Below are 16,996 nucleotides of genomic sequence, written 5' to 3'. Positions count from 1 at the left end.
CCCCGCCTCCTACAGGAGAGAGTCGAGGGAGGCCACGCCGACCTCCTCTTCGGCGAAGAACGCCTCGCCCGCCTCCACGCCGATGCGCGACCCCCACCAGGCGGCCGCCGTGCGCAACCCGGCGAGAAGGCGCTCTCCCCGCTCATCCCCGAACTGCGAGCGGTACGCCGCCAGCGCGTCCATCTTGCGGCTCAGCCCACCGGAGATGTCGAGCACGAAGCTCGGCCGGTGGTTCAGCCGCAGGTGCACCGCTGCGTACGAGTACAGCTTCCCGGGGTAGTGCGGCTGTCCCGCCATGTCGGTCTTGGTGAACTTCGCGTAGAACCGGGCGGCCCGCGCGATAGCGGACGCGGCCACGTGATCGGGGTGCGCGTCGACCGGGTACGGCGCGAAGAGCAGCCGGGGACGGTGACCGCGGATCACCTCGGCGAGCTCCTCTCGCGCCTCCACCGTGTCGAGGAGGTGTCGGTTCGGCTGGCCTAGCGTCACGCGTCGCACGCCGAGCACCACCGCGGCCTCGGCCGCCTCGGCGGCCCGGGTCTCGGGGGTACCCCTTGGCGTCGGCTCGCCGTCGGTGAGGTCGCACAGCACCACGGAGAGGCCCTCGTCCACCATGCGGGCGACGGCGCCACCCATCCCGATCTCGACGTCGTCGGGGTGCGCCCCGACGCATAGGACGTCGCTCAACGTTCCCCCTCTTCGAGCGCGTGGCGCCACACCCGCAGATAGTAGCGCAGGCGCTTCTCCGGGTCGTCCAGGTCCTCCCCGAAAGACCTGTCGTGGTCGAAGTAGATGCGCTCCACCGGCAACTCCTTCACGCGCAGCCCCGCGCGCCACGCCTTGGCCCATAGCTCCATCGGCATGGCGTAGCCCTCCTCTTCGAACCGGATCCCGTCCAGCGCGCGCATCCGATACGCCTTGAAACCGCAGAAGGCGTCGGTGATCCCCCACTCGGTCACGGCGTTGATCTCGGCCGTCACGACGCGGTTGACCTCCCTGCGCTCGGGAGGAGAAGAGCCGGTGGCGCGGCTGCCGGGCAGGTAGCGGCTCCCCGAGACGACGTCGGCGTCGCCCGCCGCGAGAGCGTTCAGGAACTCCGGGATGTGCGATGGTTCGTGCTGCCCGTCGACGTCCATCGTGACGAGCGCGTCAACCCCCTCGGCCGAGGCGGCCTCGAAGCCGGCGCGCAGCGCGGCGCCGTACCCCCGGTTCGCCGCGAACGATACGACGAGGACGTCGGGCCGGACCCCCAGGATGCGCGCCGTCGCGTCGGTCGATCCGTCGTCCACCACCAGGATCCTCCCTGCGAAGCGCGCGCGCACGGCGTCGAGGACGGCGGTGACGGTCGCCTCCTCGTTGTACACGGGCATGAGCACGGCGGAGCGGTCCGCACGAGACGAGCGAGTGCGAGCCGGGGACCACGTCACGTCAGGAGCCGGCCCCTTCGATGCTGAAGGAAGTCTTGACCGTCGTCTGAGCGCCCAGCATCCCCGCGACCGAGCAGTACTTCTCTTCGGACAGCTCGATCGCTCTCGCGACGGCCCTCGGCTCGACCGCGCGGCCGGTGACGGCGAAGTGCAGCCGGATCTCTGTGTATATCCGCGGGTACTCGTCCGTGCGCTGGTCGGCCTCGACGTAGAGCTCGACGCCGGTGACCTCCTGGCGCTTCTTGCCGAGGATCGACACGACGTCCATGCCGGTGCAGCCCGCGAGAGCGCAGAGGAACACCTGGAGGGGGCGCATGCCCGATGCCTCGCCCCCGTGCTCGGGCCGCGCGTCCATCACGACGGCGTGACCCGCCTCGTCCCACCCGACGAACTGGCGGTTGCGCGCGAGCCGGACGGTGACGGTGTCCACGCCGCTCCCTCTTCTCGGGCCCCCGGCGCGCGCGACCGTCAGATCCTGCGGCCCATCATCTGCGCGAGCTCCTTGGGGTTCATCGCCTTGCCGATAGCTTCCTCGAAGGTGATTCTACCCCCTTGCAGGAGCGTCTTCAGGTTCTGGTCGAGCGTCTGCATCCCCTGTGACGCGCCGCCTTGGATGATCGTGGCCATCTGGTGGGTCTTGCCCTCGCGGATCAGGTTGCCGATCGCGGGGATGCCGAGCATGATCTCCATGGCCAACACGCGGGTCCGCCCGTCGGTCGAGCGCAGCAGCACCTGCGAGAGCACGCCCTCCAGCGTGGTGGAGAGCTGCATGCGCACCTGCTGCTGCTGATGGGGCGGGAAGACGTCGATGACGCGGTCCACGGTCGCCGGGCCCCCGGTCGTGTGGAGCGTGGCCAGCACCAGGTGGCCCGTCTCCGCCGCGGTGATCGCGGCGGAGATCGTCTCGAGGTCGCGCATCTCGCCGACGAGGATGACGTCGGGGTCCTGCCGCAACACCCGTTTCAGCGCCGCGGAGAAGGAATGTGTGTCCTCCCCGACCTCGCGCTGGTTCACGTAGGCCATCTTGTTCTTGTGCATGAACTCGATGGGGTCCTCGAGAGTGACGATGTGGCACGCGCGGTTGTCGTTTATGTGGTCGACCATGGCCGCGAGCGTGGTCGACTTACCCGACCCCGTCGGTCCGGTCACCAACACCAGGCCCCTTGGCCTGTCGGCCAGGACCCGGCAGACCTTCGGGAGGCCGAGCTCCTCCATCGAAGGGATCCTGATGGGGATGACGCGGAACACCGCGCCCATCGAGTTGCGCTGCTGGAAGACGTTCGCCCGGAAGCGCGAGACGCCGGGGATGCTGTAGGCGAAGTCCAGCTCCAACTCCGTCTCGAAGCGCCGGCGCTGCTCCTCGGACAGCAGGTTCAGGATCATCTCCTGCGTCTGCTTCGGCGACAGCGGCGCGGCCGTCTCCACCGGCACGATGTCGCCACGCAGCCGGATACCGGGAGCGCTGCCCACCGTGATGTGCAGGTCCGAGCCACCACGCTCGAGCATGAGGCGCAACAGATCGTCGATCTGCGGGACCTCCGAACCGGGAGCCCGCCCGGAGGCCTCCGTCGCGCCGTCCCTGGCATCGCCGTTGCCTCCGGGAGCTGGAGGCGGCTGGGGCACCCCGTACGCCGGGGACGCAGCCGGTGCCGCCGCGGGTGCCGCTGCTGCCGCGGGTGCCGCCGCCGGCGCCGCGGTGGCCTGCGCCGCGGCCGGTGCCGCGGTGGCCTGCGCCGCGGCGGGCACGGAGGCGGGAACCGGGTGAGGCGTCCCTGCCAGCGACCGCACCTTCTCGAGCAGCAGCCGGACGTCCACGTCGTGGGGCATCTGCGCCGCAGCGCCGACCTGCCGCGCCTTCAGCGCGGAGGCCTCGCTGGGCTTGGACGCCAGGATGATGACGGGGATCCCCGCCGTACCCGGCTCGGCCTTGAGATGCTTGGTGAGTACGTAGCCGTCCATGCCGACGAGATCCGCCTCGACGACGATCACGTCGGGGGACTGGCCGGCGGCGAGCCCGACGACCCCTGGGCCGGAGATCGCGTCGGTCACCTCCACCGACGCTCCCTCGGACGCGAAGCCGTCCCGGATGCGTCCGAAGAACGCGACGTCGTCGTGAACGACGAGGACCTTCATCTCCGCCACTCGGGCCTCCTCGCTGCGAATCCCGCGGTCGTCGGCCTTCACGGCCGCTACCTAGGTATCGGCAGCCCCGCGAGCCACCTGAACCGCCAACCGCCCCTCCGGTATCATCGTGCGCACGGCGCTCGAGGAAGGGACCGATGGTGTCGCACGACGATCGAAGAGCCGAGGAGCTGCTCGTGGAGCGCCTGGCCGCAGGGGGCGAGGGCGTCGCCCGTCTCGGCGACGGGCGCGTCGCCTTCATCGGCGGCACCTGCCCCGGTGACCTCGTGCGGGCGGTGATAACCGAGGACCGCGGATCCTACGTGCGCGCGACCGCCGAGGAGGTCCTTCAGGCTTCCCCTGACCGCGTGCGCCCGACGTGCCCGCGCGACGACCAGTGCGGCGGTTGCCAGTGGCGCCACATAGCGTACGACCGTCAGCTGGCGGCCAAGCACTCCCAGGTCGCCGACAGTCTCGAGCGCGTCGGCAAGCTGGATCGCTCCGTGGTGGAGGCAGCCGTCGCTTCTCCGGTCGTGGACGGGTACCGCAACAAGGCGGAGTTCGCCGTCGACCTCTCCGCAGGCAGGGTCCGGCTGGGCTACACCCGCCAGGGCGGTTTCGTCCCCGTCGAGCGTTGCCTCCTGCTGCCGGGTAAGCACGCCGGCGCGCCCAGGGCCGTCGCAGGGGCCCTGAACTACCTCTCGAAGGGACGCGACATCGGGATATCGCGGGTGGCGCTTCGGGCCTCGACGAGGACGGGCGAGGTCGAGGTGTCGCTGTGGGGCCCCCCGGGGGCGTTCCCCCGAGCGCCGGCCGCCAAGGTGCTTGCCGACGCGGTCGGGGCCACCAGCGTGGTCCGCGTGCTCGTCAAGGGCGACACCCGCGGCCGGCGTGTCTCCAAGGTGGAGGTCCTCGGCGGCAAGGGCCACTGGACCGAGAGGCTCGCCGAGTTCTCCTTCACCGTCTCGGCTCCCTCGTTCTTCCAGGTCAACACCGATGCCGCTGAGCTCCTCGTGAGACGCGTCGTCGACGCGGTACCCTCACCGGTGCGCGCCCGGGTGTTCGACGTCTACGCCGGCGTCGGGACCTTCACGCTGCCGTTCGCCGCCCTCGGTGCCGGGGTGACCGCGTTCGAGGCCGAAGGCTCCGCCGTGAGGGACCTGCGGCGCAACGCTGACCGCGCGCGGCTGCCCGTGGAGGTGGTGCCCGGCGATGCCGCGCGTTCGATGCGGGCCGCCGGCGAGGCCGACGCCGCGGTCGTGGACCCGCCCCGGGCGGGACTGAGCGGGCCGGCCCTCGAAGCCCTGGTCGCCAGCCGGGCGTCGCGGATCGTCTACGTGTCCTGCGACCCGGCCACGCTCGCCCGAGACTTGGCAACGCTCGCCGCCAGGGGATACCGCCCTGCCTCGGTCACCCCCATCGACCTCTTCCCGCAGACGCATCACGTGGAGGCGGTCGCCGTCCTGGACGCCTAGCATCTCCGGGCGCTGAGGCGCGTCGGCGTCGGCCTGCCGTTCAGGCCAGGCTGCCGACCGCGGGCAAGTCGGTCACCAGGACGTCGTGAGGCGCTTCGGCATGCTCCTCCGTGAGGTCGCGCCCTGCCTGGTGGTCCATGTGCTCGCCGTCCACCCACATCGCGCTGTCCGTCACGTCGTAGACCGTGCCCTCGTAGGCCACCCAGGCCGGCCGTCCTTCGCGCCCGTCGTTGGTCGCGAGCTCCTCCTGCGTGATCTCTCGCATCTCGCCTCCAGCGTCCTCATCCCCCGCGCCATGCTGCGGGCCTCTCCCGAGTTCTTCTCCAACAGGAGCCCCGGTCCCCCCATGGAGGAGCGACGCGCACGACGAGAGGGCGCCGCTTCCCTCCAGTTACGGCGCCCTCTTGCACGCACGACCGCGGCCGCTAGCCTCTCGACTCGAGCCGCTCCCTGAGCCGCAGCAGATCGACCACGATCCGCCGGCCCTTCGTGGCCAGCACGCCGCTCTTGGCGAAGCTGGAGATGATCCGGCTCGCGGTCTCGCGGGACGTCCCCGCCAGCGTGGCTATCTCGTAGTGCGTCAGGCCGGATATCACCGGGACGCCGCGCGACTCGTAGGAAGCGGTCGCCACGTTGAGCAGCACACGGGCGACGCGGTGGGTCGCGTCGTGGAACGCCATGTCCTCCAGGCGCGCGATGGTGTGCCGCAAGCGGCGCGAGAGGGTGGCGATCAGCGAGAGTGCCAACCGGGGTTGCAGCTGGATGGCCGTCGACAGGTCCTTGCCGTCCAGTCCGAGCACCTCGACCTCGGTCACCGCGATCACGTCCGCGCTGCGCGGCTCGGCGTCGACCAGGCTCATCTCCCCGAAGTGCGCCGGCGCCTCGAGGTAGTTGAGCGCGAGCTCCTTGCCGTCGGGCGAGGCCAGCGAGACCTTGACCCGGCCCGAGACGAGCAGGAACATCGAGTTCCCCACCTCGTTCTGAGTGATGACGAAGGCGCCCTTGGGCAGCTTGCGGTACTGCATCATCCCGGCCAGCGTCTCCAGGTCCCGCTCGGGAAGGTCGGAGAACATGGGGATGGAGCGCAGCTTCGGGACGATCGTCTCTCTAGCCGTCGTGGTCATGCCCTCTATCTCGGCTCACGCGATGTGTGACTTTAGGTACGCCGCGAGGGCCGAACGGGGCCCGGGCCCCGTGCCGGGGGCTGCGCCCGAGGGGGCGGCTACGCTACCTCGGCGCCTGCGAAGCACCGCCCGCTCTCCATGCACTTCACGAACCTCGGCACGAGGTGCGGGATCAGCTGCGGCAGATAGGTGGGCATCAGCGACTCCATCGTCGCCGGCAGCAGTTCCGGCAGCAGCTCCCGCATGTCCTCGGGCATGGGTCCGATGTACCGCTCGACCGCCGCGACCATGTCGGGCATGACCTCGCCGAGGATCCCCGGAGCGAGCATCGGGAACATCACGGGCATCATCGCCCGCATCATCGCCGGCCCACCCGGCAGCCTGATCATCGCGCGCATCATCGGCTTCAGGCCCGGCGGCATCGCATCGGACATCTGCGGGAAGATCCGCTCCATCAGCGCCGCCATGTTCTCCGGCTGCATGAGGTCGATGAACCTCTCGAAGTAGCCCCACATCACGAGCGAGTGGTCGCTCTTGGACTCGATCTCGTAACCGGCGGCCTGCGCGACGATACGCGAGAGGTCGTCGATCCTGAGCCCCAGGTCGTTCTTCACGTTGCTGTCGCGAAGCTGCACCTGGCAGCACGGACACAGGGCCACCACCGTGTCCGCCTTCGCGTCGACGGCCTCGTCCAGGCGCGCCTTGCCGAGCTTGGGTGCCACGGGCGGCTCGCCGACGAGCGTCAGCACCGAACCGCAGCAGAGCCCCTCCTCGCGGTTGTGCTCCATCTCGACGTAGTCGATGCCGGGGATCGCCTTGAGCATCTCACGCGGCGGCTCGTACAGCCCCTGCGCCCTTCCCGCGTGGCACGAATCGTGGAACGTCACCCTGGCCTCGATCGGGTCCTTCAGCTCGAGGCGCCCGTCGGCCAGGGCGTCGGCGACCAGCTCGGAGTAGTGCTTCACCTCGAACTCGTAGTCCTCGCCGCGCTCCCTGGCGAGCTTTGCGTAGAGCTCCTTCCACACCAGTCCGCATGCGGGACACGACGTGACGATCGTCGTGGCCCCCCGCTTCCTGGCCTCGCCGACGTTGTGCTCGTAGATCTCCTCGAAGAGGTCCCACTTCCCGGCGACCTTCATCGGGATCCCGCAGCACGCCTCGTCGGTGCCCATGTAGGCGACGTCGTAGCCGGCGTCGGTGAGAAGCCGCACGCTCGCCTCGGCGACGTCGGTGTTGACGAAGCTCGCCGTGCAGCCCGCGAAGTACACGTACTCGCCCGAGTCCGCGAGGTCGGGCGCGACGTCGGCCGGCACCCAGTCCGCCCTGTGCTCGGCCTTCCCGGCCCAGATGTCCCGCTCGCCGCGCAGACTCGCCGCCATCATCTCGAACGGCGGGAACGTCCCCAGCTTCTCGTCGTGCACGAGCCTGCCGCGCATCGCCATCCAGTCGTGCTCGACGGGGAGCTGGAGCTGGCAGCGCGTGTTGCAGACCTCACAGGTGGTGCAGACGAGGAACGTGTCCACGGCCTTGCGGTCCCACTTCTCACGGCCCGCCATCACCTCGCGCAGGTAGGCGTACTTGCCGCGCGGGGAGTGACTCTCCCACCCGCGGCCGCTGAACTGCTCGCAGGTCGGCACGCAGTACCCGCATCGCGCGCAGGCGTAGGACATGAGCGCGACGTCGGCGGGGACGCCGCGCACGTCGGCCGGCTCGGGGTGACGCGGCGGCCTCGCCGCGTTGGCTACCCTCCGGACCATCGGCTCGAGGGCGCTCGCCGCGCCCATGAGCGCGTCGACGGCTCCTGTGCCGAGGACCTTGCCGGGATTCATCAGTCCGCGCGGGTCGACGTCACCCTTGAAGGCGCGCAACGCCTCCAGCCGCTCCGCACCGAGCACGCGCCGCGCCTCGCGCCGGAAGTACAGCCCCGTCGAATACGCGCGTCCGCCGTGGCGCCGGGCGATCGCGATGACCGACAGCGACAGTGCGAAGGCGAGATTGAACGCGAAGGAACGCTCGTCATGCGGGATGAAGCCGAGCAGGGTGACCGCGTCGCCGGCACCGTGCATGCCTTCGAGCACGAAGGGCTGCCCGATCCTCTCGCCGATCTCGCCGAGGACGGCCGAGAGCTCCGCCAGCGGGACGACGACCTCGGTCGGCACGATCGAGGGGCCGATGCGCTTCAGGCGCATGGGAGCGAACCGCTGCTCCCACTCGTGCTCCGCCGCGCGCTCGTCGAGCTCCCGTCCGCCGGCGGCGGCGACTGCGGCCGAGAGCCCCGAGTCGACCGCGTCGCCTCTCGGCGCCGGGTACGCCACGACGAGGAGGTACTCCTCGGGCAGGTCGGGCTCGTAGCGCTCGTGCGCCTCCTCGTAGGGATGCCCGTGCCGATGCGGCAGGCGCTTCTTCAGCCGGACGGACTCGGGATTGAGGAAGCTGACCGACCATAGCGGCAGCGCCTCGGTCGAGACCCGCTCCAGCGCCACCTGCAGGGCCTCGTGATCCGGCAGGGCGAAGAGGCGGTGCACCTCGTCCTCCATGGGGCGCAGCGCGATCGTGACCTCGACGACGATCCCCGTGACGCCCTCGGCGTCGGCGACGAAGGCGCGCAGGTCGTCGCCGGCGAACTCGCGCACGTCGCCGGAGGGCAGGACGACTCGCGCGGAGAGCACGTTGTCCTTGAACCACCCGTACCCGAAGGAGCCGAAGCCTGAACCGCCCTGCGCGAGCCAGCCGGCCACCGTCGACGACGGCGCCGAGGACGGATAGAGACGCGGGGCCAGGCCGTGCTCGCGCAACCCCCGCTCGAGCCGCTCCCAGATCACACCGGGCTGGACCCGGGCGCGAAGCGCGCCGCGATCGACCTCGAGCACCTCGTCCATCCCCGACATGTCCGCCACCACTGCGCCGGCCGGAGGCAACGCGCCCCCGTAGCCCGACGTGGACATGCCCCGAGGCACCACGGCGAACCGCTCCCGCGAGGCCAGGCGCAACAGCTCGACGACATCGGCCTCATGACGCGGCCGCACCACGGCACCCGCGAGACCCGCGGGCACGAACGGCTTCACGAGCCCGGGAAGCGCCCCGATGTCCGAGGAGTACATCTTGCGTTCCACCCGGTCTGAGCGGAGACGCTCTCCGAACGCGGCATCCAGTGCCGATCGTGCTCGTCCTGACAGCGCTGCCATCGGGTCCATCCCTCCTCCGGCCGGGCCGGCTCCGCACACCGCTTCCGGCGTCCGGTCCGCCCGAGGTCGCACACCATACCCCAATGGGTATCCTTATCTCTCCGGTCAAGATACTGGCCGGGGTATTCGTCGTCAAGTCCACCACGGACCCGCCGTTCATGCGCCGGGCCGCTCGGAAGGCGGCCACTCGCGACGCGGCCACCGGGCCCGCAGTGCTACCATCTTCGACGGAGCCCCGAGGGAAGGACGAGATGCGAGGCATACTGTTCGACCTGGACGGCACCCTGCTCGACATCGACCTGGACGCGTTCCTCGCGCGGTACTTCGCCGCGCTGGAGACGGCGATGGAGCCGTTGCTCGCCCCCACGGGCCTGTCCGGCCCGGAGGCGCTCGGCGCGCTGTCGGCGGCGACCCGGTCGATGGCGGAGCCCCATCCGGGAAGGACCAACAGGGACGTCTTCCACGAGGACTTCCTGCGCAGGACGGGGATCGATCTCGACGAGACGTGGGATCTGTTCGAGAACTTCTACGCCGAGGAGTACCCCGCGTTGGGCGACGGATGCGGCCCGAAGAGCGGCGCGCGCGACGCGGTGCTGGCGGCGCTGGAGCTAGGGCTGAAGGTCGCCGTCGCCACGAACCCGATCTTCCCGGTGACGGCCATCAACCACCGTCTCGCCTGGGCCGGACTGTCGGACCTGCCGATCCACGCCGTGACGGCCTACGAGACGATGCACGCGTGCAAGCCTCTACCGGAGTACTTCCGCCAGACGGCCGGGTTGCTCGGGGTCGAGCCCGGACAGTGCATGATGGTCGGAGACGACCGCTTCCTCGACATGGCTGCCGGCGATGTCGGGATGCTCACGTACTACGTGGGCGACCACCCCGAGGCAGCGACCGACTTCCGGGGAGACCTGGTCGCACTGGCCGCGCTGCTCCCGCGCCTGGTGGGGTGAGGGCGCCTTGCGCGGCGCGCCGGCGCGGGCCCGGTCGGGACGCGCCTACTCCCACTTGCGGCGGACGAGGGCGACCCAGGCGCCGTCCATCCGCTGGTCGTAGTAGTACTCGAACCTCCCGCGGGACTCCTTGCGCAAGTCGATCTGGTAGCCGAGACCCGCCGGCTCGTGATCGCACACGATCACGACGCTGTCGTTGGCGTCCTGCTCCAGCAGCTTGTCCAGGACCGTGAAGATGATCGGCCGCCGCAGGGCCGGCGTGAGGCCCCGTACGTCTATGACGAGGCTCCTCTTGCCGACGTCGGTCATCATCGGTCCTCCCCTGCGGCGGCGGGACCTAGGAGCCGCCGTCTTCCTCGTTCTCGTACTGCTCCTCAAGGGCCGACCCCGCGCAGTCCGCCGTCTCGCGCGGCTTCATGGCGTCCCGGCCGCTGCGGCAGCGCTCCCGCAACTCATCCCGGTCGGCCTCGTCGTCGCCGTACGCCGGCGCGTTGCCCAGGGACGTACGCTCGTCGATATAGTCTTCGTCCTCTCGCATGGAATCCCCTTCTTCCGCTCGTCGATCGAGCCATAGCGGGTGGCAGCCCGGCCGCTCACCTTGATACTCCCCATCCCCATCCCGTCGCTGTCCGCCCTGCTCACCGAGCCCCGCCCAGGATCCGTACCGCACCCCTCGCTCCCGTTCCGGCACGCTTCCCGATGCTCGGCAGGGTATAGGTGACATCGAAGCGGCAGGAACGGAGAGGCCGTCCGTAGAAGAACGGAGGGGCGCCACGGCGCCAGGGCGGCAGGCGGCGCCCGGCAGGATGCGCCGGCCGGTCAGGTTGGGGGCTACCGATCCCGGTCCTGGGGACGGCTCTCGTCGGAGACGGACATCGACGAGAGGTAGGCGCACGGGATGCACACCGCCACACGCAAGGGCCTGCTCGCCGAGAGGGCCCTCGGAACGATCATGCGGCTCGCTCAGAAGCGCTACATGTCGCACGGGCCCGTCCGACTCGACGCGCTCCCCGAACCGCGGCCCGGACGGCGGTACGTCCTGTACGCCCACGTCCCCTTCTGCGAGCGTCTCTGCCCGTACTGCTCCTTCAACCGCTTCCTCTTCGAGGAGCGCCGGGCACGGGAGTACTTCCGCCGGCTCCGCCGGGAGATGCGCATGGTCGCGGACCTCGGCTACGAGTTCGCCTCGCTGTACGTCGGCGGCGGCACCCCTACCGTGCTGCGCGAGGAGCTGGTGGAGACCATCTCGCTCGCTCGCGAGCTCTTCGACATCGGGGAGGTCTCGACCGAGACGACGCCCGACCACCTCGACGGGCGGCTCATCGACGCGCTGTCCGAGTCCGTCGACAGGCTCTCCGTCGGCGTCCAGAGCTTCGACGACGGCCTGCTGAGGCAGATGGACCGGTACGACAAGTACGGTGGCGGGCGCGAGATCCATGACAGGATCCGTGCCGTGGCCGACGGCTTCCACTCGCTCAACGTCGACATGATCTTCAACTTCCCCACGCAGACCGAGGGGATCCTCAAACGCGACGTCGAGATGCTCAGGAGCAGCGGCGCCAACCAGACGACCTTCTACCCCCTGATGCCGTCCCGCCAGAAGGCGCAGGCCTTCGCCGAGACGGTCGGCCCGGTCGACCTCGAGCGTGAGGCCCGCTTCTACCGCATCGTCTGCCGCGAGCTGCGCGAGGAGTTCGAACCGGCCTCGGCGTGGACGTTCTCGAAAGAGGCGGGCGGCATGATCGACGAGTACATCGTCGACTACGACGAGTACGTGGGGATCGGCTCCGGCGCGGTCTCCTACATCGACGGCCGCGTCTACGGCAACACGTTCTCGCTGCAGGAGTACGCTCGCGCCATCGACTCCGGCCGCATGTCGGTCAAGACGGCGGGCCGGCGCTACGGCAAGCACTCGCTCATGCAGTACCGCTTCATCACCGACCTGTTCGGGCTGCACTTGGACAAGGCGAGGTTCCAGCGCGACTTCGGCGTCCCGGTCGAGGTCGGCCTCCCCGTCGAGATGGCGTTCATGCGCGCCGCGGGGGCGTTCGAGCGCGACGATGAGACCATCACGCTCACGGAGAGGGGCCGGTACCTGCTGGTCGTCATGATGCGCGAGGTGCTCACCGGTTCGAACGACCTGCGCGACCAGGCGCGCCAGGCGCTCCCCGCCGACGAGTACGCGGTGCTGCTCGGCGAGCAGAAGCCGGCGGTGGCGTGAGCGGGGCGGAGCCGGGGTCGCACGCGGCGGGCGGTCCGCTCGCGCGCCGTAGCGCCACTGCCAGGTGAGAGCGGAAGGTCCGCGCTACCCGCCCAGGACACGTCGTACCGAGGCCGCGATGCCCTCCGCGTCCAACCCCGCGTCCGCCAGCAGGTCGGTGGCGGCCCCCGAGGAACGGTACGAGTCCACCCCGAGACGCACGAGCCGCGGACCGGGGGCGCGCTCCGAGAGCCACTCCGCGACCGATGCTCCCAGTCCCGTCCGCACGCCGTGGTCCTCGGCCGTGATCAGACACCCGCCGCAAGCCGCGGCCTCCGTCATGTCCGCGTCGTCCAGGTGCAGCGGGCTCGCCGCCACCCCCACGGACAGCCTCGATCCCTCGGCCGCCAGACCGTCCGCCGCGGCGACGGCCGATCCCGCCACCGTCCCCATCGTCACGATGCAGCCGTCCGTGCCGCGCCGCACCCAGTCGATCCTCCCGTAGCGGAACTCGTAGCCCTCACCGAACGCCGGCGTGCCGTCCTCGGCGAGCACGACGGGGAGCTTGCTGCGGCCCATCGCGACGCACACGTTGCCCGCCATCGCCGCGGAAGCGCGCACCGCGCGGTCGGTCTGGTTCGGGTCGGCCGGCACGATCAGCCGCCACCCGAAGAAGTCGCGCAGCGCCCCCACGTAGTCCAGGCACTGGTGCGTCTTGCCGTCCTCGCCCACGTCCAGCCCGCAGTGGGTGAGCACGAGCTTGACCGAGGCGTGGTTGATGTCGTTCAGGCGCTGCATGTTGTACGCCTCGTCGAGCCCGAAGACGCCGAAGTCCGCCCAGAAGGCGAGCACGTCGGACACGGAGAGCGCGCCCGCGACGACCGCGGCGTTGTGCTCCCCCACCCCGCACTCGATGAAGGCGTCCGGCCGCGCCTCCCAGAACGCGCCGGTCTTCACGCTCTCGGCGAGGTCGCAGTCCAGCACCGCCATCGGCAGGCCGGGGTTCGCCGCCTCCAGGTCGGACAGCGCCGCGCCCCACGCCGACCGGTTGTCGGTCCTCACGTCGGCGCCGTAGGTCCTCGGCTCGCCGAGGACCACCGGCATGGCGCGGGCCGGCACTTCGCGCGGGCTCGTGCGCACCGCCTCGGTTCGGCGGGCCCGCGCCGCCTCCAGCCGCGGCTCGAAGCCGAGCTCGCGCATCGCCACGGCGTACTCGTCCTCGGTCAGCGCCTTGCCGTGGAAGGCGGGGTCGTCGAGCATCACCGACACCGGATGGCCGGCCACCGTGTGCGCCAGCACCGCCACGGGCCGGTCGCGGTCCGCCAGCGCCGCGCGGATCGCCTCGTGCAGCTCGCCGACGCGCTGCCCGTCGCACTCGATCACGCCCCAGCCGTCCGCCTCGAAGTTCGCGCGCACGTTCACGGGCATGATGTCCTCCGTATGGCCCGTGATCTGGATCCCGTTGAGGTCGACGACGACCGTGAGGTCCCCCAGCGAGCTGCCCGCGGCGAGCCTGCGGGCCTCGGCACCCTGGCCCTTGTGCTGCTCGCCGTCGCTCATGGTCACGAAGGTGCGGTAGGAGCGGCGCGTGAGCCGCGCGGCCAGCGCGAAGCCCACGCCCGCGGACAGCCCCTGTCCCAGGTTGCCGGTCGACCACTCCACGCCGGGGACGGAGCGCTCGACGTGCCCCTCGAACGGGCTGCCTGCCTGGCGGAAGTGCGCCTCCAGGTCCTCGGTCGCGAAGAATCCCGCTTGCGCGAGCGCGGAGTACGTCCCCGGCGAGACATGCCCGTGCGACACCACCACGCGGTCCCGGTCCGGCCAACCAGGGTCCTCGGGCCGCAGGCGCGCGCAGCCGTAGAGCACCGTCAGGAGCTCCATGGACGAGAACGAGCCGCCCGGATGCCCGGACCCGGCCGCCGTCGTCGCGGTCAGCACCGCCGCTCGCGCCTCGTGCGCCCGACGCGCGAGCTCCCGTTCGTCCTCGGCGCTCAGCGGCGCGTCGAAGCCGTCCCCTACCATCCGGCGTCCTCCCGACGGGTACACTGTCCGCAGCGCACGCGCAGCGATGCGCGACACGCTATCCGGTTCCTTCCCAAGGAGGGGCGCAAGCGGCATGAGGGAGATGGCGGCGCTCGCCGCGGAGGCGGCGCGCGCAGGGGCTCGGGAGCTCCGGGCGAGAGCCGCGGACCTCGGCAGGGTGAGGACCAAGAGCAGCGCCGTGGACGTCGTGACGGAGGCGGACGTGGCCTCCGGCGTGGCCGTCGTGGGTCTCCTCAAGGACCGTGTCGGCTCGGCCTTGCGCGTCGTCGTCGAGGAGGACGAGGTGTACGGCCTGACGGGGATCATGCCGGCCTCTCCCGAGGAGGACGGCGTGTGGCTGATCGACCCGCTGGACGGCACCACCTCGTTCGTGCACGGCTACCCGTGCTACTCCGTTTCCGTGGCGCTGCTGCGCTCCGGTCAACCCGTGGCCGGCGCCGTCTACAACCTGCCGGCCGAGGAGATGTCGCTCGCGTGGTCCGGCGGCGGCGCGTGGATGAACGGGAAGCGCGTGTCGTGCAGCGCCGTGTCGACGCGGGAGCGCGCGCTGCTGGCCACCGGCTTCCCGTACGAGCGGGAGGCCGCCTTCACGCGCCAGATGCGCGTGTTCGAGCGCCTCGTGCGCGGGGCGCACGACGTTCGCCGCGACGGCTCGGCGGCGGTGGACTGCTGCCACGTGGCGGCGGGCCGCTGCGACGGCTACTGGGAGTTCGGGCTGAAGACCTGGGACATGGCCGCCGGCGTGGTCATCCTCCGCGAGGCCGGCGTCCTGGTCACCGACATCCGCGGCGAGCCGTGGACCACGGCGACCGCCGACCTGCTGGCCGCCAACGCGCGACTGCACGGCCTCCTGCTCGCCGACATCGCCGCCGCCGAGGAGCGCTAGGGGCGAGGGCGGCCTGAGGGGGGCCGGGCGCCCCCTCAGTAGTACCGCTTCTCGGGCGGCGCGCTGTCCTCGGCGAGCTCGATCCCGTGGTCGCGAAGCACCTTGGAGACCGCCTTCTCGCCGCTCTCGATGCAGTTCGGCACGCCCACCCCGGTGTACGAGCCCCCGGCCAGCGCGAGCCCCGCCGTCGCCGCGCAGCGCTCGTCCAGCGTAGAGACGCGGTGCAGGTGCCCCATCGTGTATTGCGGCATCCCCCGCTCCCATCGGTACACGCGCGAGAACAGCGGCTCGGCCTTCAGCCCGAAGACATCCCGAAGCTCGGCCCTGACGACCTCGACGAGCTCGGCGTCGCTTCGTTCCAGGGCGGCCTGGTTGTGGGGGCCGCCGACGAAGCCCCGCATGAGCAGCCGGCCCGCCGGCGCACGCCCCGGCCACTTCGTGGACGAGAACGTGGCGGCCATGATCTGGCGGCCCTCCACCAGCGGGCACAGCAGCCCGAACGCGTTCGTGTCGATGGCCGCCTCAGCCTCGTCGAAGCCGAGGGAGACCGTGGCCGAGGAGGTGTGCGGGATGCCAGCGAGCGCCGCGGCAGCGTCCTTGTCGAACGAAGCCAGCAGGTCGGCCGCGGCCCAACCCTCGGTGGCGACGATCACCGCGTCGGCCTCCAGGGTCTCACCCCCCGCGATCCGGACCCGCCACCCTTCCCCGGCGCGCTCGAGCGCCTCCACCTGCGCGCCGGTCCGCAGGTTCGCGCGCCCGGCCGCGTCGGCCATGGAGTCCGTCAGCTGCTGCATGCCGGCGACGTAGGAGGTGAAGAAGGTCCTGGGCTTGGCACCGGGCTTGGGCGGGTACTTCTTGCGCATCTCGGCGACCTTCCTGCGGGCGGCGACGAAGCCCCTGATCATCCCGCCGTAGGTCTGCTCCATCTCCAGCAGCCTCGGGAAGGTAGCCGCGAGGCTCATCGTATCCGGGTCGGACGCGTGCACCCCGCCGACGAGCGGTTCCGCCAGCCGGTCGAGGCACTCGCGTCCCATGCGGCGCACGACGAAGCTCTCGAGCGTCTCGTCGTGGTCCGCCGCCGTGTCTCCCTCGGCCCACCTCTCCTTGCGGGCGATGAACAGGTCCATCCCCATCCGGATCTTGCCGGGCCACGAGAACAGGCCGGTCGTGGCGAAAGGCACGAACTTGGTGGGCGCGAACATCATGACGCCGTCGGGCAGGTCGTGAAGGCGCCCCCTCGCCAGGATGAAGGTGCGTTTGCGGGACTCGTCGGTGGGCAGCTCGTCGTCGAAGATTCCGGTCAGCTTCCCGATGCGGTGACAGGCCGGCTTCTCGGTGAGGAAGCAGTCGGGGCCGCCGTCGATGACGAACTCGCCACCTCCCCCCGGGTCCGCTACCCGCTCCGACGCGATCTTGCCCCCGAGGCGGTCGTCCTTCTCGAGCAGCGTGAAGGTCACGTCGTGACCCTCCTCGGCGGCACGCTCGAGCTTGAACGCCGCCCCGAGGCCGGCGACACCCCCGCCGATCACCACGATTCTGGCCATCCGTGGGCTCCTTCCGCGGCGGCCCGGCAGCCGCCGAT

At 70.9% G+C, this 16,996-nt stretch carries 14 protein-coding genes; 4 read left to right on the top strand and 10 right to left on the bottom strand.

Features of this window, described 5'->3' with window-relative positions; translation table 11 throughout:
• Positions 1–9: 9 nt before the first annotated feature.
• The 3 genes from bshB1 to IBX62_00165 all read right to left on the bottom strand — a co-directional run bounded on the left by bshB1 (position 10) and on the right by IBX62_00165 (position 3,569).
• Complete coding sequence (bshB1, locus tag IBX62_00175; protein ID MBE0475510.1) at positions 10–849, bottom strand: bacillithiol biosynthesis deacetylase BshB1; 840 nt, start codon at positions 847–849, stop codon at positions 10–12.
• A 579-nt stretch (positions 850–1,428) separates the two neighbouring features.
• Positions 1,429–1,782, bottom strand: a complete 354-nt coding sequence (locus IBX62_00170; GenBank protein MBE0475509.1) for an OsmC family protein — start codon at positions 1,780–1,782, stop codon at positions 1,429–1,431.
• A gap of 113 nt (positions 1,783–1,895) precedes the next feature.
• Positions 1,896–3,569, bottom strand: a complete 1,674-nt coding sequence (locus IBX62_00165) for a PilT/PilU family type 4a pilus ATPase (GenBank protein MBE0475508.1) — start codon at positions 3,567–3,569, stop codon at positions 1,896–1,898.
• Between the two features lie 137 nt (positions 3,570–3,706).
• Between IBX62_00165 and rlmD the strand changes: the two genes are divergently transcribed.
• Positions 3,707–5,023, top strand: coding sequence for a 23S rRNA (uracil(1939)-C(5))-methyltransferase RlmD (gene rlmD / locus IBX62_00160; protein ID MBE0475507.1), 1,317 nt, complete (start codon positions 3,707–3,709; stop codon positions 5,021–5,023).
• 40 nt (positions 5,024–5,063) lie between these two features.
• On the opposite strand, the gene IBX62_00155 is transcribed toward rlmD, so the two are convergent.
• From IBX62_00155 to IBX62_00145, 3 genes are all read right to left on the bottom strand, one after another.
• Positions 5,064–5,288 (bottom strand): cytochrome B5, encoded by a 225-nt coding sequence (locus IBX62_00155; GenBank protein ID MBE0475506.1) that lies wholly within the window; start codon positions 5,286–5,288, stop codon positions 5,064–5,066.
• Positions 5,289–5,448: 160 nt separating this feature from the next.
• Complete coding sequence (locus IBX62_00150; protein ID MBE0475505.1) at positions 5,449–6,147, bottom strand: Crp/Fnr family transcriptional regulator; 699 nt, start codon at positions 6,145–6,147, stop codon at positions 5,449–5,451.
• A gap of 98 nt (positions 6,148–6,245) precedes the next feature.
• Entirely contained in the window at positions 6,246–9,332 is a 3,087-nt protein-coding gene (locus IBX62_00145; GenBank protein ID MBE0475504.1) for an FAD-binding oxidoreductase, read from the bottom strand.
• Between the two features lie 251 nt (positions 9,333–9,583).
• On the opposite strand from IBX62_00145, the gene IBX62_00140 reads away from it, so the two are divergent.
• Positions 9,584–10,285, top strand: a complete 702-nt coding sequence (locus IBX62_00140) for an HAD family hydrolase (protein MBE0475503.1) — start codon at positions 9,584–9,586, stop codon at positions 10,283–10,285.
• A gap of 45 nt (positions 10,286–10,330) precedes the next feature.
• Here IBX62_00140 and IBX62_00135 read toward each other — a convergent pair whose 3' ends face one another.
• Together IBX62_00135 and IBX62_00130 are read right to left on the bottom strand one after the other, a co-directional pair.
• On the bottom strand, positions 10,331–10,597 hold the full coding sequence (locus IBX62_00135) for a DUF2249 domain-containing protein (protein ID MBE0475502.1): 267 nt from the start codon (positions 10,595–10,597) through the stop codon (positions 10,331–10,333).
• A gap of 25 nt (positions 10,598–10,622) precedes the next feature.
• The gene (locus IBX62_00130; protein ID MBE0475501.1) at positions 10,623–10,823 is read right to left on the bottom strand and encodes a hypothetical protein; all 201 of its coding nucleotides are present in this window, start codon (positions 10,821–10,823) and stop codon (positions 10,623–10,625) included.
• 384 nt (positions 10,824–11,207) lie between these two features.
• On the opposite strand from IBX62_00130, the gene IBX62_00125 reads away from it, so the two are divergent.
• Positions 11,208–12,506, top strand: coding sequence for a coproporphyrinogen III oxidase family protein (locus IBX62_00125; protein ID MBE0475500.1), 1,299 nt, complete (start codon positions 11,208–11,210; stop codon positions 12,504–12,506).
• An 84-nt stretch (positions 12,507–12,590) separates the two neighbouring features.
• On the opposite strand, the gene IBX62_00120 is transcribed toward IBX62_00125, so the two are convergent.
• Complete coding sequence (locus IBX62_00120; protein MBE0475499.1) at positions 12,591–14,507, bottom strand: transketolase; 1,917 nt, start codon at positions 14,505–14,507, stop codon at positions 12,591–12,593.
• A gap of 94 nt (positions 14,508–14,601) precedes the next feature.
• Here IBX62_00120 and IBX62_00115 point away from each other — a divergent pair, with 94 nt between their 5' ends.
• Entirely contained in the window at positions 14,602–15,414 is an 813-nt protein-coding gene (locus IBX62_00115) for an inositol monophosphatase (GenBank protein ID MBE0475498.1), read from the top strand.
• Between the two features lie 35 nt (positions 15,415–15,449).
• On the opposite strand, the gene hemG is transcribed toward IBX62_00115, so the two are convergent.
• The gene (gene hemG, locus IBX62_00110) at positions 15,450–16,958 is read right to left on the bottom strand and encodes a protoporphyrinogen oxidase (GenBank protein ID MBE0475497.1); all 1,509 of its coding nucleotides are present in this window, start codon (positions 16,956–16,958) and stop codon (positions 15,450–15,452) included.
• Positions 16,959–16,996: the final 38 nt, after the last annotated feature.

The sequence above is a fragment of the Coriobacteriia bacterium genome (assembly GCA_014859305.1).
GTDB lineage: Bacteria > Actinomycetota > Coriobacteriia > Anaerosomatales > Kmv31 > Kmv31.
The sequence above is the reverse complement of the archived record's forward strand: the minus strand, read 5'-3'. Positions and strand labels throughout refer to the sequence as shown.